Annotated in this window: 26 protein-coding genes; all 26 read right to left on the reverse strand. The window is 41.8% G+C overall.

Annotation, left to right across the window (positions count from 1 at the left end):
• Window positions 1–51: 51 nt before the first annotated feature.
• Window positions 52–2,520 carry a host specificity factor TipJ family phage tail protein gene (locus tag GWJ05_RS08345; RefSeq protein WP_161681332.1) on the reverse strand — a complete coding sequence of 823 codons (2,469 nt, stop codon included), beginning with the start codon at window positions 2,518–2,520 and terminating at the stop codon, window positions 52–54.
• The gene (locus GWJ05_RS08350; RefSeq protein WP_161681333.1) at window positions 2,507–2,899 is read right to left on the reverse strand and encodes an NlpC/P60 family protein; all 393 of its coding nucleotides are present in this window, start codon (window positions 2,897–2,899) and stop codon (window positions 2,507–2,509) included. The genes GWJ05_RS08345 and GWJ05_RS08350 overlap by 14 nt, the downstream gene beginning before the upstream one ends.
• Window positions 2,896–3,366: a DUF1833 family protein gene (locus tag GWJ05_RS08355; protein ID WP_161681334.1), complete on the reverse strand. Its 471-nt coding sequence runs from the start codon at window positions 3,364–3,366 to the stop codon at window positions 2,896–2,898. The genes GWJ05_RS08350 and GWJ05_RS08355 overlap by 4 nt, the downstream gene beginning before the upstream one ends.
• Window positions 3,366–3,842: a hypothetical protein gene (locus GWJ05_RS08360; RefSeq protein WP_161681335.1), complete on the reverse strand. Its 477-nt coding sequence runs from the start codon at window positions 3,840–3,842 to the stop codon at window positions 3,366–3,368. Before GWJ05_RS08360 ends, GWJ05_RS08355 begins: the two co-directional genes overlap by 1 nt.
• 3 nt (window positions 3,843–3,845) lie before the next feature.
• Entirely contained in the window at window positions 3,846–7,253 is a 3,408-nt protein-coding gene (locus GWJ05_RS08365) for a tape measure protein (protein ID WP_161681336.1), read from the reverse strand.
• A 63-nt stretch (window positions 7,254–7,316) separates the two neighbouring features.
• Window positions 7,317–7,697 (reverse strand): outer membrane protein assembly factor BamE domain-containing protein, encoded by a 381-nt coding sequence (gene bamE, locus GWJ05_RS08370; RefSeq protein ID WP_337247521.1) that lies wholly within the window; start codon window positions 7,695–7,697, stop codon window positions 7,317–7,319.
• 69 nt (window positions 7,698–7,766) lie between these two features.
• The gene (locus GWJ05_RS08375; protein WP_161681337.1) at window positions 7,767–8,459 is read right to left on the reverse strand and encodes a DUF6246 family protein; all 693 of its coding nucleotides are present in this window, start codon (window positions 8,457–8,459) and stop codon (window positions 7,767–7,769) included.
• A gap of 49 nt (window positions 8,460–8,508) precedes the next feature.
• Complete coding sequence (locus GWJ05_RS08380) at window positions 8,509–9,264, reverse strand: Ig-like domain-containing protein (RefSeq protein WP_161681338.1); 756 nt, start codon at window positions 9,262–9,264, stop codon at window positions 8,509–8,511.
• Between the two features lie 66 nt (window positions 9,265–9,330).
• Entirely contained in the window at window positions 9,331–9,699 is a 369-nt protein-coding gene (locus GWJ05_RS08385) for a phage tail termination protein (RefSeq protein WP_161681339.1), read from the reverse strand.
• Window positions 9,696–10,064, reverse strand: coding sequence for a hypothetical protein (locus tag GWJ05_RS08390; protein WP_049257616.1), 369 nt, complete (start codon window positions 10,062–10,064; stop codon window positions 9,696–9,698). The genes GWJ05_RS08385 and GWJ05_RS08390 overlap by 4 nt, the downstream gene beginning before the upstream one ends.
• A 1-nt stretch (window position 10,065) precedes the next feature.
• On the reverse strand, window positions 10,066–10,407 hold the full coding sequence (locus GWJ05_RS08395; protein WP_161681340.1) for a hypothetical protein: 342 nt from the start codon (window positions 10,405–10,407) through the stop codon (window positions 10,066–10,068).
• Window positions 10,407–10,775, reverse strand: a complete 369-nt coding sequence (locus tag GWJ05_RS08400) for a DUF7370 family protein (RefSeq protein WP_161681341.1) — start codon at window positions 10,773–10,775, stop codon at window positions 10,407–10,409. The genes GWJ05_RS08395 and GWJ05_RS08400 overlap by 1 nt, the downstream gene beginning before the upstream one ends.
• Window positions 10,759–10,968 (reverse strand): hypothetical protein, encoded by a 210-nt coding sequence (locus GWJ05_RS08405; protein WP_161681342.1) that lies wholly within the window; start codon window positions 10,966–10,968, stop codon window positions 10,759–10,761. The genes GWJ05_RS08400 and GWJ05_RS08405 overlap by 17 nt, the downstream gene beginning before the upstream one ends.
• A gap of 9 nt (window positions 10,969–10,977) precedes the next feature.
• Window positions 10,978–12,042: a major capsid protein gene (locus GWJ05_RS08410; protein WP_161681343.1), complete on the reverse strand. Its 1,065-nt coding sequence runs from the start codon at window positions 12,040–12,042 to the stop codon at window positions 10,978–10,980.
• A 10-nt stretch (window positions 12,043–12,052) separates the two neighbouring features.
• Window positions 12,053–12,493 carry a hypothetical protein gene (locus GWJ05_RS08415; RefSeq protein ID WP_161681344.1) on the reverse strand — a complete coding sequence of 147 codons (441 nt, stop codon included), beginning with the start codon at window positions 12,491–12,493 and terminating at the stop codon, window positions 12,053–12,055.
• Window positions 12,494–12,496: 3 nt separating this feature from the next.
• Window positions 12,497–13,888, reverse strand: a complete 1,392-nt coding sequence (locus GWJ05_RS08420; RefSeq protein WP_161681345.1) for a DUF2213 domain-containing protein — start codon at window positions 13,886–13,888, stop codon at window positions 12,497–12,499.
• 65 nt (window positions 13,889–13,953) lie between these two features.
• Window positions 13,954–14,631, reverse strand: coding sequence for a hypothetical protein (locus tag GWJ05_RS08425; RefSeq protein ID WP_153642100.1), 678 nt, complete (start codon window positions 14,629–14,631; stop codon window positions 13,954–13,956).
• A 16-nt stretch (window positions 14,632–14,647) separates the two neighbouring features.
• Window positions 14,648–15,640: a phage minor head protein gene (locus GWJ05_RS08430; RefSeq protein ID WP_161681346.1), complete on the reverse strand. Its 993-nt coding sequence runs from the start codon at window positions 15,638–15,640 to the stop codon at window positions 14,648–14,650.
• Entirely contained in the window at window positions 15,594–17,036 is a 1,443-nt protein-coding gene (locus GWJ05_RS08435) for an anti-CBASS protein Acb1 family protein (protein WP_237585110.1), read from the reverse strand. Before GWJ05_RS08435 ends, GWJ05_RS08430 begins: the two co-directional genes overlap by 47 nt.
• 11 nt (window positions 17,037–17,047) lie before the next feature.
• On the reverse strand, window positions 17,048–18,529 hold the full coding sequence (locus GWJ05_RS08440) for a terminase (protein WP_161681348.1): 1,482 nt from the start codon (window positions 18,527–18,529) through the stop codon (window positions 17,048–17,050).
• A gap of 2 nt (window positions 18,530–18,531) precedes the next feature.
• Window positions 18,532–19,134 carry a hypothetical protein gene (locus tag GWJ05_RS08445; RefSeq protein ID WP_202612568.1) on the reverse strand — a complete coding sequence of 201 codons (603 nt, stop codon included), beginning with the start codon at window positions 19,132–19,134 and terminating at the stop codon, window positions 18,532–18,534.
• A gap of 93 nt (window positions 19,135–19,227) precedes the next feature.
• Window positions 19,228–19,446, reverse strand: coding sequence for a hypothetical protein (locus tag GWJ05_RS08450; protein ID WP_161681350.1), 219 nt, complete (start codon window positions 19,444–19,446; stop codon window positions 19,228–19,230).
• 72 nt (window positions 19,447–19,518) lie between these two features.
• Complete coding sequence (locus tag GWJ05_RS08455) at window positions 19,519–19,698, reverse strand: hypothetical protein (RefSeq protein ID WP_161681351.1); 180 nt, start codon at window positions 19,696–19,698, stop codon at window positions 19,519–19,521.
• Between the two features lie 519 nt (window positions 19,699–20,217).
• Window positions 20,218–20,784, reverse strand: coding sequence for a Rha family transcriptional regulator (locus tag GWJ05_RS08460; protein WP_194295178.1), 567 nt, complete (start codon window positions 20,782–20,784; stop codon window positions 20,218–20,220).
• Between the two features lie 490 nt (window positions 20,785–21,274).
• Window positions 21,275–21,694, reverse strand: coding sequence for a hypothetical protein (locus GWJ05_RS08465; RefSeq protein WP_161681352.1), 420 nt, complete (start codon window positions 21,692–21,694; stop codon window positions 21,275–21,277).
• The coding region (locus tag GWJ05_RS08470; protein ID WP_202612569.1) for a lysis protein at window positions 21,691–21,990 on the reverse strand (300 nt) is incomplete at its 5' end. The genes GWJ05_RS08470 and GWJ05_RS08465, both read right to left, overlap by 4 nt.

A 21,990-nucleotide genomic window follows, 5' to 3' on the forward strand; every position in this document is an offset into this window, starting at 1 on the left:
TCCCAATAAAAAAGCCAGCACTTAGGCTGGCTATGATTGAAATGAATTTAATTAAACGTTGTAATCTTTCTTTGCAGAAAAATACTCACTTGCTGTAATGCTGAAAGTTCCATCCGCATTAGGCTTTTTGTCGCTTACAATCCATCTCATTGAGTCCATTTCAACGATATTGGATATAACGTAACGTGACGGAGATTGAACACTCATGCCGTCATAAATATTTAGCTGGATATCAGGTACATCAGCGATAAATCCGTAAGCTGTATCGCTTCTTGGTGTGGCTTTAAACCTTTCTGTCGTATTACCTAGATGATCAGTGATACAAACAAACATCTCACCATCAAAGACAACTTTTTCATTTGTTGAAAATTGATTTCCGATCCTCTCAACTATATAACCCGCCTGTTGATTCTTATCGTATGTGTCAGCAACAATAATTAAGTCTCCTGGATAAACATAATCACCATCTGCGAGGGTTTGCACGCTGATACTCATACGCTGATGTATTAACCTATCCATTTCCAACAGCGCCCTATCTATCGCCTGATACTCATTGCGACATCCGTGGATGGTTATTTTGTTAGGGTTTTTAGCGGGTTTGTTAATTATCTTGTTATCTTCAATACGATATTTAAGGTAGGTTTTTTTGTTTGTTTTAGGGTTTACGTATTCGATTTCAACACCATCATTACCGCTCGGCATTGTCATATCATAAGAGAGTGAGAATCCGTTTCCTGTCGTGTTAGCTCTATTAAAGGTTCCAGATGGATATTGCTTTTCCTCCTCACGAGTAAATGTAAGTACACCGTTATCCCAAAATGAAATAACACGAGCAACATTGCATATTGTTTCTATGCGTTGACCAAGTGACACATCTTCATCATCAAACGTGTAATCAAAATATCCTAAACGCTTATCTGGAAGTGATTCATAGATTGAATACAAACCATATAAATCTATGGTACTTTCTGGCTGTCCTGCGGTAACTAGCCAAGTGTGAGCGACCGCATCAGCAAATGATCGTGATGGTCTTAATGTATAATCAACGCTACGGCTATTCATGTCGTAACTAATAACATGACGTGTAGCCAGTGCGTTGTATTTACGCTCTCTTGTTCCCGTTGGTGCCTCCGTTGCCCTCACTGTTACCTTAACAAGTGTATCTTCTTCATGTACTTCGTTAATTCTCTCTCTAACAATAAAGACTTCCTCTAGCTTAAGAATGCTGTGATCATTACTGTTTTCTAATCGAGTTAGTTGAAGCGCATATCTTCCATATCCAGCTAACGGCTTGAATTTTTCCGTTAGATAGTATGTTTTTGTTTTTGGTGCAGATGGGAACCCTCTATTGAATGACTCTCTTGTTCCAGCTACTTCATTGTTATTCTCATCAACTTTCCAGAATTCAATTCTTGCATTAGCATAATCGCCATCACCAAGTTGGGCATTTAAATGCACCCATAACTCACCACCATCAAGTGGAGAGAAGAAAGGCCCTACTGTCAGGAATTGGTTGTCATAGAGAATAAACTTTGATGTGTTGACTATTGCATTAGGCGGTAGAGTTGCCAAATCACCACCGGTTAAATTAGTGAAAAAGAATTCATAGTAATATTTTGGTGAAATAATAGCGCCATCATCACTTTCTTTCGCATCAGATAGATAAGCATCAACCTTAATATCCTTTGTAACCGAACCCTGCGGAGTATCATAAGTCACATTAACAACAAGGCTTACTGATCTAGGCTTTACGATATCCATAAAATATCGAAACTCATCTTGTTTCTCTATCTTTATGGCCGCCTCACCACCTTTAATTTCACCAGAAATAACATTGTTAGCAGTAGCCTCATATTGTGGAATTTCGTCACTTTCATTTGGCCCTGGTATCTCTTGGCCGTCAACATCAGGGAATTCGAAACCCTCGAATATCTGCGGAATTACTTCACCCGGTTGGAATATCTGATAACTGGCACCATCAAGGGCGATTAATTCAGACTCTGAATATTTCACATTCTCAATCGTGTAGTAACCGATGCCAAAGTTCATCCATTCAGTAACCATCTTTTTATTGTCTATGTATTCAAACATTGATTGCTGAATGAGATCGGGGAAAGCTCTAACTTGTCCGTGAATTTCAGGCCTAGCCTGATATGTTCTCGCTATATTGGTCTGGCCTGTTAATCGGTTATTAGGGCTTTCCTTTGCATTTACATCCGCCGCGCTAAATGATGGTGCTTTGGGCGCTAAGAATGAAAATATCTTTGAAACAAACTTAAATACTGGATTAAGAATGTCGCCAATAATCCCTTTTGGTTGGTCGAATATTTGAATGTGATGAAATTCACTAACAATAAAGTCAAGGTGATCATCGTCGTTAAGCTTTACGCCGTTAACATAGATATCAACGTCATGATGAAAGTTTTGCCCTTTTAACCAATCAAAAAAAAGAGAGCCGGCTTTTATCTCGACTCTCTCTTTTGGCACTCCAGCGACACGCTGAATTTCAATTATTGGCATATTTCATAAACTCCAACTTAGTGAACTTTCTCTCAAGAACAATCAACCTATCCATTCTCACCGATCCGTTTTCACCTCGACTATGTAATGCGTTACCATCGATAATCAAACCAATATGAGCGGGTTTTGAGCCTATATAGCCTATAAATATTCCGTTATTTTCTGGTTGATTTACTTTCTCCCAAAACTCAACTTCATTTTTATAGCAAGTAACAAAATCCGTTTCAGACTCATAGCCTGCGTCATGGTGGATCTCAATACCTAGAACGTGACGATAATAGAGAACGACGAGCCCCCAGCAATCCATAGAATCAAATGTACAAGACCGGTTTTTCCAAGGTTTACCGATAGTTTTATCGATGAAATCCTGAATTGTCATACAGCCTCCAAGCCCGGCCATTCTTGCGGTTCATAAATGCGTCCAATGTTTTTATTCAATGGGTTACTCATAGATAGCGTGACAGTGACGCTTTCATGATCCATTGACACATCTTTCACAAATAATTTCCATCGAGTAATGGCCGTACCTTTGTCTTTCTCGTCAAACAAGCGATAAGTAGCCTCTATTGGTGTCATCCTATTGAATGATTTCCATAGTTTAAGTTTCTGCTTAAAGTCTTTTGCGACACGGCTGAATTTAACACTGGCATCAATGATGGGCGTTCGGCTTTGCTGGCTGTCCGATAGTTCGAAATTACACGGCTGATATTCAACCCCACCTAGAACCTTTGGGAACACCTGATAAGACACAAGATAGATATCACCAAATGACGGATGACTAAATTGCAGTGTCTCATAAAGTATTCTGTTTGGCCTTTGCGCTCGATACTCTCTTAGTGTAGGCATTACAACTCCTTATACTTTGGTAGAGTCTCAGTAACGATAATATCAAGCCAACTTCCAAATGATGGCGGAAACTCAACAATAATATCGTCGAATTCATCATCTGAATTATAAAGTTTCTTGCTAATAACTTGACCGGTCCATGTTACAGAAGATCCATTAATACTGGTTTGCACAGGGTAGGAAACAAAATGCAATTCCTGCTCTTGCAACCCACTGCCTCCAAGATTAATTTTCATCCTGAACCATCGATTGCAGTTATCAAGATAGTTAGGACTTCGCAACCATTGCGCAAACGCACGCTCCTGTTGAAGTGTAAATATCCAATTCACATTCCATACAGTTTTTAAGTCATTAGTGAGCTTCTGAAATATAGGTGCGCCTACCTGTGGTTGATCTGTCAAGAAACCAGTATCTAGCGTCATGCTTTTATCGGCTTTCTGCGCTAGAGGAAGCCAGTCAGGGTAGTTAATAACCATATATCAACCTCTTGCTCTCGCTGTTGCCGATGTGTTTCTTGTGATGGATTGAAGCATAGGGCCTTTGTTATCCATATCCATAATGAATGCCTGAATAGTTAGCGTATTTCCATCTTGTGATGTCTGCGCATCAAACTTGTGGCCACTAGATGAATAGTCATTAAAAACAACATTCACATTCATACCGCCACCCTGCATATCTTTATTGGAAATAACCTTTCCATTGTCACCGGGTATCATGTATTGACGACCGTTGTTAGCCTTGAATATCTCAGGTTTACCACCTTCACCAACTCGATACATTGAACCGGCATCAACAGGGCCACCATTTTTACGAGCTCCAGCAATTGCCAATGTTGAAGCAAGACCAGTAGTTCCAACTAAACTTGCGTTAGCTGGCGCGGCATTAGCCCCCATAGTAGCAAGAGAAACAAATGCAGCGGCAGGCGCCCATGCGGAAGCAACAACAGCCGCTTCGCCCATAGATGCGGCAACGGCAGCAGCGCCCATTGTTTTACCAATGATGAAATTCTTCAGCATTTCAACACCAGTCTGAACGATGGAATTAACAACACTGTTTAGTATTGTGTTACCTAGTGATCGCATTGCATCGGCGGCAGTCATGGTACCAGTCAATAATCCAGTAATGGCATTCGATGCACTTCCTGCCATTGCATCGACAGCTGATGTAAGCATGTCAAAACCTAAGCTTTGCTGGCTTAACATTTGCCATTGCGCGGCAGTTTGCTGTTCGTTGAATTGCCGTTCCTGCGCTGTTCTTATCTGAAGGTATTGTGCGTCAGTGATTTGTTTAGCTGTCGTAAATTGCTCGTGTGAGATCTGTTGATTTGCATACGCTTGATTAATGATTGCCATTTCATCCGCATAATACTTATCCATGAGCGCTAGTTTTTTAGCGTTCTCATTTTTCAATTGCTGAACAGGATCGAACTGCGCCCTATTATCTTCAATTGGATTAGCTGAAAGTTTGGCGTTTTCTTCTGCTATTTTTCGGGAATACTCGCTTGCTATTTCAAGGCGTTTAATTTGATGAAGTTCAAAAGATATATCTTCACTAGCTAGTAGCTCATCTAGCGTGTTTAATCTTGACTTTCTCTCTTCATCTAGCTTTCTTATCGTGTCAATCTCAAGAGCAAGCTCCTTGTTTTTAGCTGCTCTCTGTATATTGTACTTTTCTTCTGCTAACTGCTTTGCGGTTTCAATTTGACTTGATGTTGCAGTGTCACCAAGAGACTTAACTGCGTCATACCTAGCCATTTCAAGAGAGCCGTCTTTGTAACCTTTGTTTAAAAGCTCAATTTCTTCTCTTTGACGCTTTAATGCTTCATAAGCAGCGTCTGTGGCTTTGGTTGATTCCTTTGTTTTGCTGTTGCGCTCTGATTCAGCGTCTCTTGCCTCTTGAGCTGTAACAGCATATTGTTTTAACTTATTAATTTCCTTATCATCAGTAATCCCATTATCTTCTGCGTAAAACTCAACCTGTATTTTCCTTTTTTCAATCTCGCTTTTGGCGTTAGCTAATCTAGCTTCTCGCTCAAATGATTTCTTTAGATCTAACCCTTTCTCTGAGAGTTCAACAGTCAATTGAGTTGAGTTAAAACTTTCTTTTGCAGCAGTTGCCTCCTTTATCTGCTGTGTAATCCTTCCAAAAGCTGATTTCTCAATATCAAGAGTTGTTGCACTCTTAACACTTAAATCAATGGCTTCTTTTGCTTTCCTGTTGTATTCATCTTGAGCGTCTGTGAGGTATTTTGTGGTTAACTCTAGACGCTTTCTATTTGTAGATAAATCACCTTCAAGCTTTGTAATTTCACGCAAGATCCTTGTGGTGTTTTTATCAATAAGCTCTGGCTGGTCTTTTAATGCTGTTTTTTGTAATTCAAGTTGAGCTCTTAATGCTGATAGCTGTTTTTCCTGCTCTTTCATCTCAAGGCGTAGTAGCTCTTGTTTATCTCTAGCATCTTGAGCATCTCTAGCAATCTCTTGATATGAAAGCTCTTTTAATTTTACTGTTAACTGATCTATGCTATCAGCAAAATCTCTAGCCTCTTGTTTTGCTTGCTCTGATTTCTGATAGAAGTAATAGATTGCGGCACCAGCTAACATGGCCACACCAGCAGGGCCACCTAACATTCCCATAGCACCACGCAACAAACCCATAGATAATGATGCAGCTCTTGCTGCGGCTGCTGAGTTTGCCATTGCTGCTGTTTGCGCTTGGGTTGCTTGGGTTAATGTTATTGCAGCTTTTGAGGCTAATGATTTTTTAGCGATTAAGTTATCAAGAGCGGTTGCCTCCGCTAACGTTCCTTTCGCAACGTTATACTCTGCTTGAGCGAGAGCAACGGCCGATCTGGCAGAAGCTAAATCTGCCTGAGCCTTTCTGACTGACATATTTGCAGCATACTCGCTGGCTTTCGCTGATTGCAGTGTGGCGACTGACTCTTGACGCGAAGCGGCTGCCATCATAATTTTTGACTTGGTAGCCATAGCTAATGCGCCAACATATCTTGAGCCAACCACCGCGGCGATTACCGTCAAGACAGAACTAAGCTCATCTAAATTCTTACTAACCGTAATAACCGCATCACTAAACGCACTAATGGTTGATTTTATTGTTGTATTTTCACCAAGGAATTTAGTTAAGTTATTCCCTGCTTCTTGAAATGACTGTGACATTGTTCGAGTGGTTTTGGCAAACTCCTTACCGACTGCATCCCCCTGAGACAATAACCCTTTTACAACAACATCAGTGGTCAACTTGCCTTCTGCTGCCATTTTACGAAGCTGACCTATACTTACTCCTAGTGAATCAGCAAGTGCAACCATCAAACGGCTACCCTGTTCCGCTACCGAGTTAAATTCCTCACCACGGAGAACGCCAGAGGCGATACCTTGTGATAGCTGAATAATGGCGTTTTCTGCTTCCTGTGCAGTAGCACCAGAGACGATAAAACCTTGGTTAATAATTGATGTTAATTTTGCCAAGTCCGCTGCTGATGTGTTGTATTCTCTCGTTCCTCGCTCTAATCGCGCGTAGAGTGTTGCTGTGGCATCAAGGCTAGATCGCGTTGCTTGAGAGATATCAAATACTCGCTGTGTGACATCAATCAGTGATTCACTTGCGCGAACTGAGTTAGATAGTTTGTTGTTTAATTCAGTCCACGCCTCGGAGTAACTGACAACCATTGAAGCAGATAAATAACCAGTAAGAGCCGCCGCAACCTTGGATAGAGACTGCATTGAACGCTCTGTGTTATTTACCGACTGAGACGTTCGGTTAAAGCTACTATCCATTCGATTAAGGCGTTGCTCTAACTGCTGTTGCGATGTAAGCAATTGCCGAACATCCATTTGAACTTGATAAACAATTTCGCCTACGTTTGCCATTTATCGGATCCTTAAAATGAAAAACCCCGCCAGTTGGCAGGGTTGTATAATCTTTAAAGTATTTTACTGTGATGCTTTTATTGCGTTAGTAGTAGCTTCAATTGTTTTTTGTGACATCTCTAATGCATCATCAGAAAGCGTTTGCTGCCCCCATTTGGTAACTTTACCCTCTTGAAATGTCACAACTAACTTATCCTGAGATAACTGCTCGTTATCTACCGGAGTATATCCATAATAAACTTTACCCCAATATACCCATCTTTCTCTTTCTGTATTAACTTCAGTTCTTCTAGGGTCTCCAAGAACTGCTCTTACTTGATCTTTATCCATTCCTAATGAAAGCATGGATGATTTCTGATTGTAGTTAATTTGCTTTTCTTGTGCGCAACCAGAAATAACCATGGCAGATAAAACCAAAAAAGAAGATATTAATAACCTTTTCACAACACCATCCTCGTTAGTTAATTTGTTATTATGTTATATAGATAGTGATGCAAAAGAAAGCAAACTAACTCATTTACGTTTTCTACTCACTAATCTACGCTTACCGCTGATCAGCTCATCATTACGTTTATCATCTTGCTTCATGATGTTGTCGTACTCTTCTTTAGTGAAGCCTTTCTCATCGGGATATTTAGCCCTGAGCATCATCTGAAATTCAGTCATGGTTAATTGCTCGGCTTCTTCTCGATTCATACCAAAATGAGCACGAGCAGAACTAATGTAGTCAATTGCCATGAACTCATCTGAGAATTCGTTTTTACCTTCATTGCGTTGAAGTTTGCGGATCTTCGCTTTACCGATAATTCCGTGAGTGAATAATTCTCGGGCAATGACGATAATGTCAGCAATTGGCATCTTGCCGTTTTTATAGACGATACCGCGCTTACCTAATTTCCATTCACCAATGATTTCCGAACAATCGTCATCACAGCACGCCTGCATAACCATCATTGCAGTTTGTAGGATATTGCGTCCGTATGTTGGTTTACTAATGGCCTTTATTAGCCACTCAGGAATAACCCTGTAATTCATTACTGCACGAGTAATTAATTCTTGCACCTCTGCGCCATTTAGCTGACCGTAGGCTTCCACAATCTGCTTAGGTTCACCAATTCTTGTCATATTGATGAACGATGGTCTAAATAAGTAATCATTTTTATCAGTAGAGATAACCATCTCACCGACTTCTAAAATAGGCGTCATAATCCCTCCTGAATATTATCAAGGGCACTCAAAAGCACCCTTTGTAATATTAAGCAGCGGTAACAGTGACCACGCATTTGGCTGTTTTACTACCATCTTCGGATGTGACAGTGATATTTGCAGTACCTTCGGCAACGCCACGCACAGTGACCACATTCACAAGCTGAGTAACTGTTGCAAAATTCGACTTATCGCTTACAGCGGTGTAGTTTTTGTTCGTCGCATCGGTTGGGGTAAATTTGACAGTAAATGTCTTAGTTTCACCCACTTTTACAGACAGAGTTGCCGGCTCGACAGCAATACTTTCAACCACGATTTCTTCTTGTAGCCATTCAACCGTTTCTGCATCAGCAACTTTCAACTCACCTGAATAAGTGGAAATTTCTTTTGTTGGAAACTCCATTGACCATGATGTGAATAACATATAGCCCTGAACAACATCAGAACCATCACCTTTCATATCAAGCTGAACCCAGTAATCTGGCTGGCGACCAGCTTTAATTTCATCAAGGATTTCTTTCGCAATATCGAAAGCAGAAGTAGAGCCAGTTACGCCAGCTTTCTTCAATTCCCCATCAAAACTAATGGTGAAGTCAGCACCAGTGACGATTGATTCTGTTAACCCTTTGATATCATCAGCATTAGACGTTACCGTCTCCATACCAAAATCGAATGACTTGCTTGTTAATGCACCTAAGCGTAAGAACTGATCTTGTGCTGGTACTTGGTCAGGGCATCCTTTTGCAATACGGATAATTCCCGCATTACCCATCACCAACCCTTTTTTGTCAGGACATTGTGACATGTTATAACCTCTTTATTTGCAAATAAAAAAAAGGCCGCTTATGCGACCTATTGGGATGTGTTTAATTTAAGATGTACAGCGGAAAGAAAGCTTGAGGATAAACCGACCTTCTTCTGTTGGTATGGGCCTTGGTAGGCCACCTAAGTTGTAGATTGAATTGAGTTCGCAATCTAATGAGTTGTTAGCAACGTAATTTAGAATTTCATTAGCTCTTATCAGTGCAGGTTCAGGATCATGCTGTGCAGACACAAGAACAAGCGTCACGAAATCATCAGCGCCCAAATCAGCAAATCGACCGCTACCATCATCAGGCTGAATAACAGCATATTGCTGAGTCTTTTCGTCTTGTTGCTCATTCCACGTTAGGTATTGAACGATAAAGCCATCGAGCAGATTACCTCCGTTTAAGTAGCGCTCAAACCTCTCATGTATCATATTTGAAGCTCCCGTCTCACCGCGTCATCAATAGCCTTGCGTTCATCTTCAAAACCACGAGATAAGAACTCTTTACGAGCACTTGAGCGCCTAAAGTTTTGCTTGATTCTTGGATCATGAACATAAACCGCGTAGTTTGCTGTGTATCCGACGCGACCGGTTACTCTGGTGCCATTAACAGTGACCTCTCTGAATTGAGAGTTGATAAGTGTTGATGTATCAATAGGTGTGTATATAGCCGCCTGAGCACTACCAATCAGTAAAGCTGACTGAATAGCTCTCATCACTTTTTTACCCTGTATATCACCAACGAGCGCTCTAAGGTTTGCGTTAGCCTGAGAAATACCCCTTACTTTTGCCCCCATATCACACCGCCGTTATCAGAGTGTAGTCATCTGCAATATGCTCGAATAAATCCTCATCACGTTTGATGAATTTGATTTCATCAGCACCGGAAGATAACGGATCGCCTGAGCGCTTACCGATAGCGATAAAGTCACCTTTTTTAGCATCAGCATACTCAGTCCAGAAAACCAACTTAATGGTAATTTCAGAGCCAACATCCAACTTTCCAGATTTAAGCTCACTACCATAACCACAAAGAAAATGAACCGGATCAGAGAATGTAACTTTGCCGTATCTATCTTTTCCGTTTGGTCGCCATAAAGTAGCCCACGAGGTGTAAGCCCAATTTGCAACTGAACTCATTAGACACCTCCAATCACCCGAAAAAAACCTACCGTTTTACTAGATAATGGCAAATCAGCAAGGCATCCTGCACTATCCCATGCGCGGATCTGGTTCAGTAGATAATCAGTACCGGAAGAATCATATGCGAAAGAACGAGACGCCCCGTTAGGAGCGCTCTGTGATGATATCTTTCGTGCGCCAGACAATGAGGCCAGCCGCACAACGGTATAAATCAGCAGCAGTTTCTGCGTGGTTTCGTCGTAGTTGGCTTCGAGACATCCGGACTTTGCATTAACCTGAATCAGTAACAGCGACAGCACAGAATCAGGCAATGTAAACCCGAGTTCCGCGATCATCGGCTTTACGTCATCAAGAGTTATCCCCATCTGATTTACCTTTACCCTTTTTCTTCTCTGGCGTGGCGACTTCGAGTTTTCGTTCTTCGATTCGCTCTACCAGACCAGCCCGTAGCCATGTTTCTGCGGTTTCTTCTGAGACTTCCAACTGAGCACCAACCTCTTGCTTTTTGAGGTCGGCACCAGCAAAGAAGTTACTTGAAATAACCTTTACCAGTGCCATGAATCCCCCTTAATTACCTTTCGCGTGCACTACTGAGAAGTGACCGCTGATGTCCTGTTTAACCATCAGACCTGCAGCACCCCATGTACGCCATACATAGTCAGAGTTATAGAACTGGCGTGGATCTGCAACAGTACCAAATGCCTGGCCAACGATAGGAGCAATAACACCAGCACTAATAGGAACAATCAGAACTTCGTTACCTTTCAGTTCGTAATCTTCCTTAATGTCTTTGATACCAGTGATTTTCTTGATTTCCTCAAGAATGGTGCGTGTCTGGTTAACGTCGAAATATACGCTTTCCCAGTTTGATAGGATTTCACCTGACACATACCAAGTTTGCTCACCGTATTGCAGGTTTTGCAGTTTCAGTACATCACGCAGTTTGATGATCTCAGTGCGGATTTTCTTACCATCTTGCTCGGTTGCGAAATTAACATTCAACGTCACTTGAGCAACACGCTCATCACTACGCAAGCCTTTAAACGTCTTACCATCAAACGCAATAAAGTTACCCGCAGCATCTCGGAAACCGTTCCAGATGAAGTCGAGGTATTTACGACGAACAGTATCGACAGAGTCTTTCTGCGCATCAGATAAAGAAGCCAGTGCAGAGCCTTTGCCGAAAATCGGGTCACGCCATGTGAACTTAAAGCCAGTGTCATGAATTGGCACCATTGTTCCATCGAAGCTATAAGCGCTAGCCTCAAGTAACGCACCGACCTGACCACTCATTGACGTGTGAGCCACACCTCCGCCGCCTTTACGCGCATACTCATAGACTGACTCATCAATACGAACTGAACGAGATAGGCCCATAAGGTCGTTTAACAAAGTGAATTCAGTGTTTGGCTGGAATTCAGCTAACACAGTCTGGTCATACGCTTTGTACAGGCGTTTAATGTCATCCACCGCATTGGCAGCATCTAGAACTGGCAAATTACGAGCGCGAGAAATAAAGTCAGCCACAGCCTGAGCAGATGAGTTACGCTCCAAACTCAACGCACCGAATTGCGCTTGGTTGGCTTCAAGGTTCCCCGTTTCGGTTGCCTTCTTAGTTGAAAAATAAAACATTCAGTTCTCCTTACTTGAACACAACACGAACCAGATCACCCGCTTCAGCGGTTAATGCTGTATCTTCTTCGACATAGGCAAATGCTGCTTCGCCTTCTGCACCAGTTGCCAGTGTGATTTGACCATTAGCAACAATAACCGCTTGGCCTTTTTTGTATGTGCCAGCAGCGGCACGTACGTTTAGAAACATAGCCTGTAGAGGGTGTATACCAATCAACCAATCACCCGCTTTAATTGGATCATCTACCGTTCCACAGCGCAGATAATCAAAGTTGGCCACATACAAAATGTTCGCTTCTTTACCATCGACTGACGGCGTGAATTTAGCAGTGGCCTCATCATAGAAACCGATAACACCTGCTTTAGTGTCAGCTGCAGCCGCACCTTCACGATTTAATAGCGGATTAGGAAATACACCACCCGCATGAATTACACGTTTTTTATTCGCCATGTTCTACTCCGGCATATCTGAAACTGATTGAGAGGAATTGACTTGTTGGAATGAACCATTCAGTCCATGTGATACATTGCATTGCGCGTATAGCTCTTTCAAAGGGTCGCCACTTAGCGCATTAACAGCGATGTCAGACATGCTGAATTTGGCTTTCACAGCTTCACGCATCGCATTTACTTCTTTGTCTGCATTAGCATTTAACTGGCCTTCGAGTGTGTCAATTTTGTCTGTTAGTGGTTTAATTGCCGCATTCACTGCTGCTGTAATAGCATCCGTGTTTGTTTCGGTATCTTTTTCCTTCTCTTTTTTCTCACGCGCAGCTTTTTCTTCTGGCGTTTCCTCTTTCTTTTCTTCGGTGTTCATTTGGTTGTACGCATCCAGTAATTCAGCATCAGATTTACCTTCTGTTTCGATGCCTTTCGCCTTCAGCGCATTCGTGATGATTTCTTTCATCGGGTTAGTTTCCTTATTGGTTTTAACTTCGTACTCTGTTGGCTTGCGCACAACTTCGATAGGCTCACCAACGAGTTCGGCGTCTCCGTCATCGTTCATGAGGTATTTTTGTTGGTAGGTTTTACCTGATTTGTAGTAAATGAATTTATCGGGCCACACCATTTCGGGATAAGGCCAATCATCCCCACTGGAAGCGTTACGCAATGCAGCACGCAATGCAGAATAGATGTCTTCAAATGAGAATGAGTTGTTAGCGAAAAAGAACTTAGCCTTGTTGAATAATCCTTCTTGTGTGAAGTTTGCGGCGTCAATCAACTTCACTTCTTCAACGTCTAGCTTCTCGCCCTCGCTATTAACGAATACTCCAATCCCTTCCTCTGGCGTGCCAGCTGGTTGCTCGTGCAACAGTATTGCAATGTGGTCATACTGTTGATTGGTTGCTATCCATTTGTACTTTTTCCCGTTTGGTGCCTTGCCATTTGCTTGCAGCCTATTGAGGTTTAATCCTGTAGATATTCCGATTGGCTCAACATCTTCGCCATTCATCATCTTATCTAGCCGCTCAATGACCTCTCTGCCGCTTTCTGACCCTTCAGCAAATCGCTTATTGACGTACATATCAATTAATACGCGACCATTTTCCTTTCGTGGGTTAGCTGAATACGCTCCGATGTAATGCTCGTTGATGGCATCAACATCACGAGCAGTCACATAATTACCATTTACTTTCGGATGACCGTATGGCATAGGTACACGGTCTAGGCTCTTATAGCCCTTGTCGTTTTCAGCTGTCGGATATAGCCCCTCGTTTAACACGCAATCGTCATACAGCGGGCACACGTTTTTGACGACGTAGTGCTCGACGTTATTGATAGTTTTGATTGATATGTTTGATGAGGAATTGATAGCCGACAGCACATTGACGCGAGTGCGCTTCATGTGTTGGCCTCTCATGTTAATCTCAGGAGGGTAAAACCCACCAAACATAGGTAGGTTTTATTGATTTAATCTAAAGTTATTATTTGCAACTCATATTGTTCCAGCAACCCTTCATAAAATTCAAGTAGCCATTCATATTCCCTTTCATCTCTTGCAGATATTTTTGCATCAGCAAAATGCCTTTTTTCCATATCTGTTAGCAGCCTATTTTTATAATGTGAATTTGGTACAACAATTGAATTAAACGCAAGATCTACATTTCTAACAGAACTTGCACCTGTTATGGGGCTCTCACCTAAAAGGGTTACTTTTTGGGAATTAACTCTCACCTCCCTTTCCCATGTAAAATCTATCCCATAAGGCCTATGACTATCTCTAAATAAAGGCTCGTGTATCATCCATCTCCACTTTAACTCTTGCGGAAGTAATTCATAATCAGCGCGAGAACAATAAAAAACCTGAGCCCCTCCAAGGGTATATATGTCTTTTTTTGAAAACTCTAGACCAAACGGCTGATACTTGGAATTATCGCCAGTAATAAATGATATGGGTGATTCAGTAAAACAAATGCAAGAGTGCCCATTACTCAACCCTTGGCTTGCTCCTGACCTCAGTTCAAAGCTAGAGAGTATGTTTACAAGGGTGGTGTAAGCTGATTCATACCACTCATTAATTCCCCCATAGTTTATATTTGCTTTTGCCCAGTGATATAAGTACCCTGAACTATCTTTTCTTTTAGACATTTATGCGCTCCTGAAATTAATCAATATCAGGATGCCACTCATCTCTTTGTTTTACCAATCTCTCTATCACGACTTTATTAAATAACTCCCCTTCGCCATTAAGTAACACTGGCTGATTAGCGCAGTAGCAGTTATAGCGATTACCGTTGATTGAGTAGAAATACTCCACATCCTCAACAGAGAATATCTTCCCGCTACGTGCTGCATGACTCGGTCTTGTTGTTGGCTTAAGCGCTGATATCCATAAGATGCCAGTTTTCAGTCCTAACCTTTCGCTAGCCCATGTCGTTTCATTCCAGTTCGCCCTACGAAGTGCGCCTACTTGCTCAGTCTGTGCGATAGCCTTTGCTCTGGTCATTGATACATCTAAACGTTGACTAACTATCCGCGCTGTTTCGCGTGGGTTGATACCTCGCGCTATCGATGTGCCAATTACATTAGCCAAGTCAGTTCTTGCAGCATCAGACAGTCCGCGCCAATCGCTATAAGTAGAGACAAATGCCGCCGCAACCTGATTCTGATAAGCTGGCTGTGATAATAGGTAAGTGATTGTTGTTTGCTGTGCGTAGACTTCAGATTGAACAGCTAAGTTAGTGTAGGCATTCAATGTGCCGCGTTCATACTCATCAGATACATATCCAAACGCCCACAATCGCTCGTCGCCACCTTCGAGAAGGTAGTCATCAAGTATTGATTGCAGTCTTTCTAGGAATCTAGCGTACTCTGTAGGGCGCTCCGCTAGGTCATATATATAAACGCCAGCGTTAACATTAAAAAGCGAATCAGGCTCATTCTGTGCGTTTTTAGCGAGTATGTAACTTTGAGTTGGTGGTTGCGTTTTCTCTCTGCCAGTAAATGACAGGTCGAATAGTTGCTTGAGTGCTTTCTTGAGTTCGCAATACCGATTATCAATATCACGGAACATCTTTCTAACTTGCCGCCCTGATTGCGTTGGGTCAGCCTTATTTCTTGGTATTATCGGCGACCCTATCTTTTGATTCTTCATCATCGACTAATGGGTCTCCTTTTAGGCCTGATTCTGGCGGTTCGCTATTCTCAAATTCTGGCAACGTTGGGTACTCGCCAAGTGCTCTAATTTCGTTCTCCATAAGAACAGAACGACCGAAAGAGTTTTGCGTTTTCATTGCAATATCAGCAGCTTTACTCATGTTATCCAGCTTTTCAGATTGGCTAGGTGCGAGCAAATCAGACCAACTTACTGTTATCTCATCTTTTTGCTCAATAACGCCAAGCCTTCCAAATTGGTGGATCAGCTCGGTAATGACTTTTGAGAGAAATCCTTCACGCCTTGATTTACAGGTTCTAGCCCAATCTTTCATATCCTCAGTTGAAGCGCGCTCCCCTGTAATCTGGCCGATAAGCACCTTAACAGGCATGTTGATTGATGCCGCAAACTCAGCTAACAATGTGCGCCAAGTTGGTTCAGGGTCGGCAGCGGCAACAGAAAGCACGCTTGCCGAGCCTTCTTGCATTAATACTGAGGCATCAATGCTTTGATTTAGCCGTCGAACCTGCTCATCAAGCGCATCTGGAAGCCCTTCTATATTCGTTCCTAACGCTTCTGCTAATGCATTAAAATCAGTTTCTTTACTGAATGCGTAGTTAAGTTGTCGGCTGGCATTCTTAAGGAATCCCTCAGCGCTACCTCCCGAAACCTTTTCGATATCGAGTAGCTTGTTATAACCTTTTCTCAGTAAAGATACGCCAGATGACATTTTGCCATCAGCAGCTCCTTCGATAAGCGTTATAACTCTGTCAGGATGAATATCAATTATTCTAGATGGTGATCCGTCGCTATCATCCCCCACTGCCATTTCAGTAAACGAGTACATCGTTGGCATGGAGTAGTTTTCGCTTGCTTGGTCTTCATCCCAAGTTTTAACATCAAGCTGCGCCTCCCATGCAGGGATTAAGCGAACAATAGCCTTATCTTTTAGTTTTTTAACAATGCTAGTATCGACTGGCTCATCCCAAAGCCTGTTATCTTTGATTTGGATGATTAAACCAGAATATCGACCAACTAAATTGCGCTTATCAGACTCTACAACCTGCTCCCAGTGTTTTTTGAGTAGCTTATTAAGGCCTTTATCCCATTCAGTTGAGCCGTCTTGGTCTGCCTCTTCGTCACCTTCGAATATTTCAGGGTAATCAATCCAGCATCCAGAGATGTATCTATCAACCGCAGCACCGCCTAGCGCATTGCGATCATATAGCCTATAGAAATCATCAAATGTGAGATTCTCAGGCCAGCCAAACTCATTCCATATTCGAGGTCTTTTAGTGTTGCCAGTGCCTAGCGACTGAACGTAGGACATTCTAGCTCTTTGTGCGGCTTTCAATGCGTTATTAACCGCTAATGATAGCCGTTGTTGATTTACTTCCATTTTTGCCCTCATTAACGTTTTCTAACTAGCATTCCTGCATGCTTCCGTTTATTTCGTCTACTTACAGCAAAGTAACGGAACCCGTCAGCGTCATGTGATGTGTAGTCGTGAAGTGGTTTATCTTTCCAACAACCGCGCTTGTCGTCCCACTCTTTGCGATATCCCTCAAGGTGAGCAATACCTTCACTGCATTTGTGTTCATCGAACACACAAAGTGGCAGGATTTCGCGTACCGCTTCAATACCCTCATCAATTGAAAGCTTCGGCACTACTTCAAATCTCATTGAATAGTTTTCACCGTCTATTTCGTACCCTTCACGCGCTAATTCACGCCGTGATTTCGCATCAGAACCAAACTCACGGTTATCGATATCATGAGGGCCATTGTGACTTACATATGTGTAGCCTTTATCTTTCAGCACTTTCATGTAATGCCGCAGACCTTCGCCACTGTTTGAGTAGTGATCAATAACGTGGAATTCCTCACCTACCTCGCGAATAAACCAGATTGACGTTGAGTCACCCACACCAATATCCCAGTACGTGTGAACCGGTAAATGCGAGTTATCAGGAAGTGTGCCAATGCGTTTATTTTCGTACAGGAAGCGGAACTGCTTGGCGTAGTAAGCGCCTTCAACTGATTGCTGAAATGCCTCAGACGGTATTGACGGGTATTCCCGTTTCATATCGTCGCCAAGCGTTTTCTCTTTGGCGTAATACCATGCTTTCTGGCGCTCGTTTAATTGAACACCATGTTTGCTGGCTATCTCATCAAAGTAATCAACTAACCGCTGGGGCAATTGCTCCACAGGTTCAATGGAGTATTCAGGATTTTTCCACCATGAGAAGAAAAAGAACTTCCAGTCTAGGTTAGAGAGAGTCTTATTCTGAATTTGCGCTTTCTCAGCAGATTGGCAATAATCGAAGAAATAACCTGCTCGACCCTCCGCTGTGCTTTCAATCGTCGTAAAACAATCGCTTGATACCGCCTCAAATGCGCCAGTGACAATCTCACGGGCTTTCTCTGGATACTTAGCACATATCTTACCGAACTCAGAAACGTGCAAATAACGGAGTGTACCGCCACGAAATGACGTACTGATATAAAGTGATCCACCTTTGCTAAACACCAACTCACCAGCCGCATCATTACTCGCTGGGTTAGCCGTTTTGATTTCATCGGGTAGCTTGTCATAGGCATACTTTATCTTTTCCCTGAACAGTCGCTTAGCATCGTTGAGCGTGTGGGCTATCAATGCACATTTAGCCGCCTCAAATAACGCTGCGTCTAATTGGATAATGCAGACTTCTGTAGTAAAGCCAAGCTGACGAGCTTTCAGGATAATGTTTCGCGTGTGCATCCCTTCAAAGTATTCAAGTTGCTCAGGCGTCATTTTAAATCGAACCGGCTTACCTTCTTTATTGGTGATCCAGTAGAGATGATTCAATCGCCAGAGCTTATCTCTTAATAATGCAAGATGTTCTGGCTTCATGATTATTCCTTAGATAAGTCGTCCATCAGTTCTGATAGTTGGCTAGCTGTCTTATTCGGCTGAACATCATCAAGACCGTATGCTTGACGCTCAAGTCCAACCAAGTTTTTAAGTGTTTCACTTAATGCTTTAGCTGACTTAACGCGCTCAGGGAGAGATATGATTGAATGATAAATTTCATTGAGTTTATCGCGTCCGTTATCGTCAGGATTAAACATTAGATCGCCAAGCTTACTCAAAGCCGGCACATCAGCACATTCAGCAGATAGTTCATCAAATAAGTTATTAGTTAACTCTCTAGCCCTTCGAATATCTCCTCTATGTTCCATGCGGACATTAGCAATAACCTCAGCATTAGCCTCAATAAGTATCCGCTCGGAAATAGTCTTTTCGGTGGATACCTTAGTGGATACCTCTCTCTTGGATACCAGTGCTTCAGCTTTTTGGTTTATTTTTTCTTTTAGGTTTCTTTCCCAACCTTCTTTTTTGGCTCTTTTGTTAATCGCTCCATGAGTAATATCATGTTGTGAAGCGATTTCTCGGAGTGACATCACGCCAGCTCGGTAAGCCGACTCGATGGCCTCCCAATCTGGTCTTTTAGCCATATTCATATCCTCAATAACAAATTAAAAAACTCACCGTAGTGAGCTTTGTGATTTGCAATAAAACCACTCTTAAAGTGGTTTAGTGTGTGAAATTTAACTTATTATCTGTAAGTAATTTTCTGGGAAAGTTATTTGCGGCTCTTTTTTAAGACTTTCTATTTTATCTATAACGGCTTTCTTTTCTGATTCATTGCCATTTTGGTAATGATTTTTCGCCACATTTAAAATCTTCTCCACAGTATCGGAGGTGTTAATTCCAACAGGCTCCGCAGCACTAAGAATCCAATAAATTTCATCATTAAAGCTCTTCATTCTTTTATCCTTCAGGTGATTACCGATTAAACTATGGTACACCTTACAATAAAATAACTAATAGATTTAGCATTAATCCACTGGCACATATTTAATATCGCTAATCTCGTCAGGTGATATATATACCCACGATTCATCGAGTGATGCGATACCGATTAACCCGTTAGTCACACGAGGCTCTTTAGTGGTCATCACGCCTTCGTAGGTTGTGCCGTCTTTCTTCGTTGCTATTACGTGATATTTTTCTGACATGATTACTCTCTGTGAGTTGCCGATCTTAATTTGTATTCATCATATGGAATATATGCTTTCCCAGTGTTTACATAGCAATAAAATCCACCCATTTTTGTTTCAATTCCGGTGATATTCTGATACTGATTACACTGATATGAATTAACGCCATACATCACCCCAAAGGTGAGCGTAAAACAAAGCAAGATAGTTACAGTGAAAATGGTTAAAACCTCAATTAGACATGACTTGAAATCATCATTCATAAATAGGTATCCTTTAAATTTCTTCAAACTGTGTATTAATAGTCACACCGTGTTTAACGATAAATTGACTAACAATGGATGGGTTAGGCTCAACGAAAAATACCAATGAGAACAAATGTAGGCATTCAACGTAGTAAGGCACTCACCACTTCATTTTTATGGTTGCTACCATTCTTCCTGTTTTCATATTCCCCCCAATAAAAAAGGCCACTAGGGCCTATTCATCGTTAAATGTTAATTAAATCAATTGGCTCAGTTTTGAGCTGTGTAATATTTATTGCTTTTCATGATTTAATAACTTGCCACCGCCAACTAAACCTAATGCCATTTGGCTAATGTCACCTATTAACTTTTCAGCACGGTTTAAGATAGCTAAATCATCTTGACGTTTGCGTAATCGGCGACCTGCATCACTTGAATCTTCATCAGAAGCTTTTCTTGCCACGGCTAGCATGTGTTGTAATTGCTGGATGGTAAATCCAAATCCTGATTCAGCTTCTAGCTCAGTCATATGATCGAACACTTGTGCTTGAAGCTCGTAGCTGTAACTCATAGCCATCAAACAAGCTTCACGCTTAGGGAATTTACAACACGGGTATGATCGACCTTTGTTGTCGATGTAATCGGCGTAAAATTTCGCTGATTGATTTTCACCCAACACTTTAGGTACTTTCCTTAAAAAGTCTTTATGCTGTAATTTTCTATACTTCTTGCATGGGAAACTTAACCCTTCTGTCTCAGCCTTTGCCTTTCTATCTGCATTGATGTAATCAACCATTTCTAAACTAGTCATGGTTGGTTGTTCAGATGCGGCATTATTGATGACTGATAATTTTGTCATGATACTGTCCTTACTTAGTAATGAACCCTTGCCACATAGGAAACCAGCCCATCGAAGCAGTATCAGCTATAACTGATCTCCTCAAAGGCTCATTCCTAAATAACGGTTCGATGTTTTTAGATGTGTGTGCATGTGGCGCACAGGGTGAAATGCGTAGAGTTCGCAGCTTAGCGATACACAGCTAAGCCACTTCTAGTCTGTTCCTAGCAGTCAAGATATGATCACTCTCCTTAATGGATAAACGATTTATCTAACCAAACTGGTATATATACTTACTTAAGCTATACTAAGTAATCATCGCTATACTTTGATTGATATCTTGTTAGTTTGCCCACGCCCCATGCTGGGCTTTTTTTATTCTTTTGGAATGCTTTTATCCAGTTCTTCACGGAATTCAGTTGGGTTATCGAAACCTTGTGCTGCCATGATATTTCTCCATTAAAAAGCCCCGCTATTGAGCGAGGTTTGTTTTGTTCTGCCTTATTGTTTGTCACTTAATTAGTGAAGCTGCGTATTCGATTAGATATAACTTCGGAGCTATTAGTATTTTCAGCCAAAAATTTAAGCTCACAACTGAAATGAGCACACCAATAAAAAGCAAACCAAGTGGAAATGGTGTTCTAATGAAATCATACGAAATTGAACTCAGATTAAATCGAGCATCTCCATCATAATAAGTCCATAAAGCACCTTTTCGACGCTGACGACCAGCCCATACGGGAATAAATATAGCGAATGCAATAGTCGCCAAGCCAAAAGCAAACCAAATGATACCCATCGCCATCTTCCATGCTAATAACTGACTAATCACTTCAGGAATTTGCGCCTGACTAAATGCCACCGCAGAATCGATACCACTAGATGCCTTTTCCAGTAAATCAATCAGCACCTTTGATGCTTGCTCGCTCATCGTAAACACTCCGTTTTAATGTAATCCTGTAAATACAAAGTTTGCTGTTCGTTCTCGACTATCATTTCTCTGAGACGTAGATAATCTTGTTCAACTGCTTTGTTAAGTCGTGCGGTGGCTTCATCGCTTCCGCTTTCGGTGGAATTCTTGGTAACTGTTGGACACTCGGCTTTGACGTACACCCGCTTAGAGCCAGAGCTAACAGCATCACGAAGAGTGTTGATTTCATTCTTTGCACTGGCTAACTCCTGTGAGTGACGAATATCGAGTTGATTTAATCGAGTGATACGGGCTTG

It is taken from the genome of Proteus sp. G2626, assembly GCF_009915985.1.
GTDB lineage: Bacteria > Pseudomonadota > Gammaproteobacteria > Enterobacterales > Enterobacteriaceae > Proteus > Proteus vulgaris.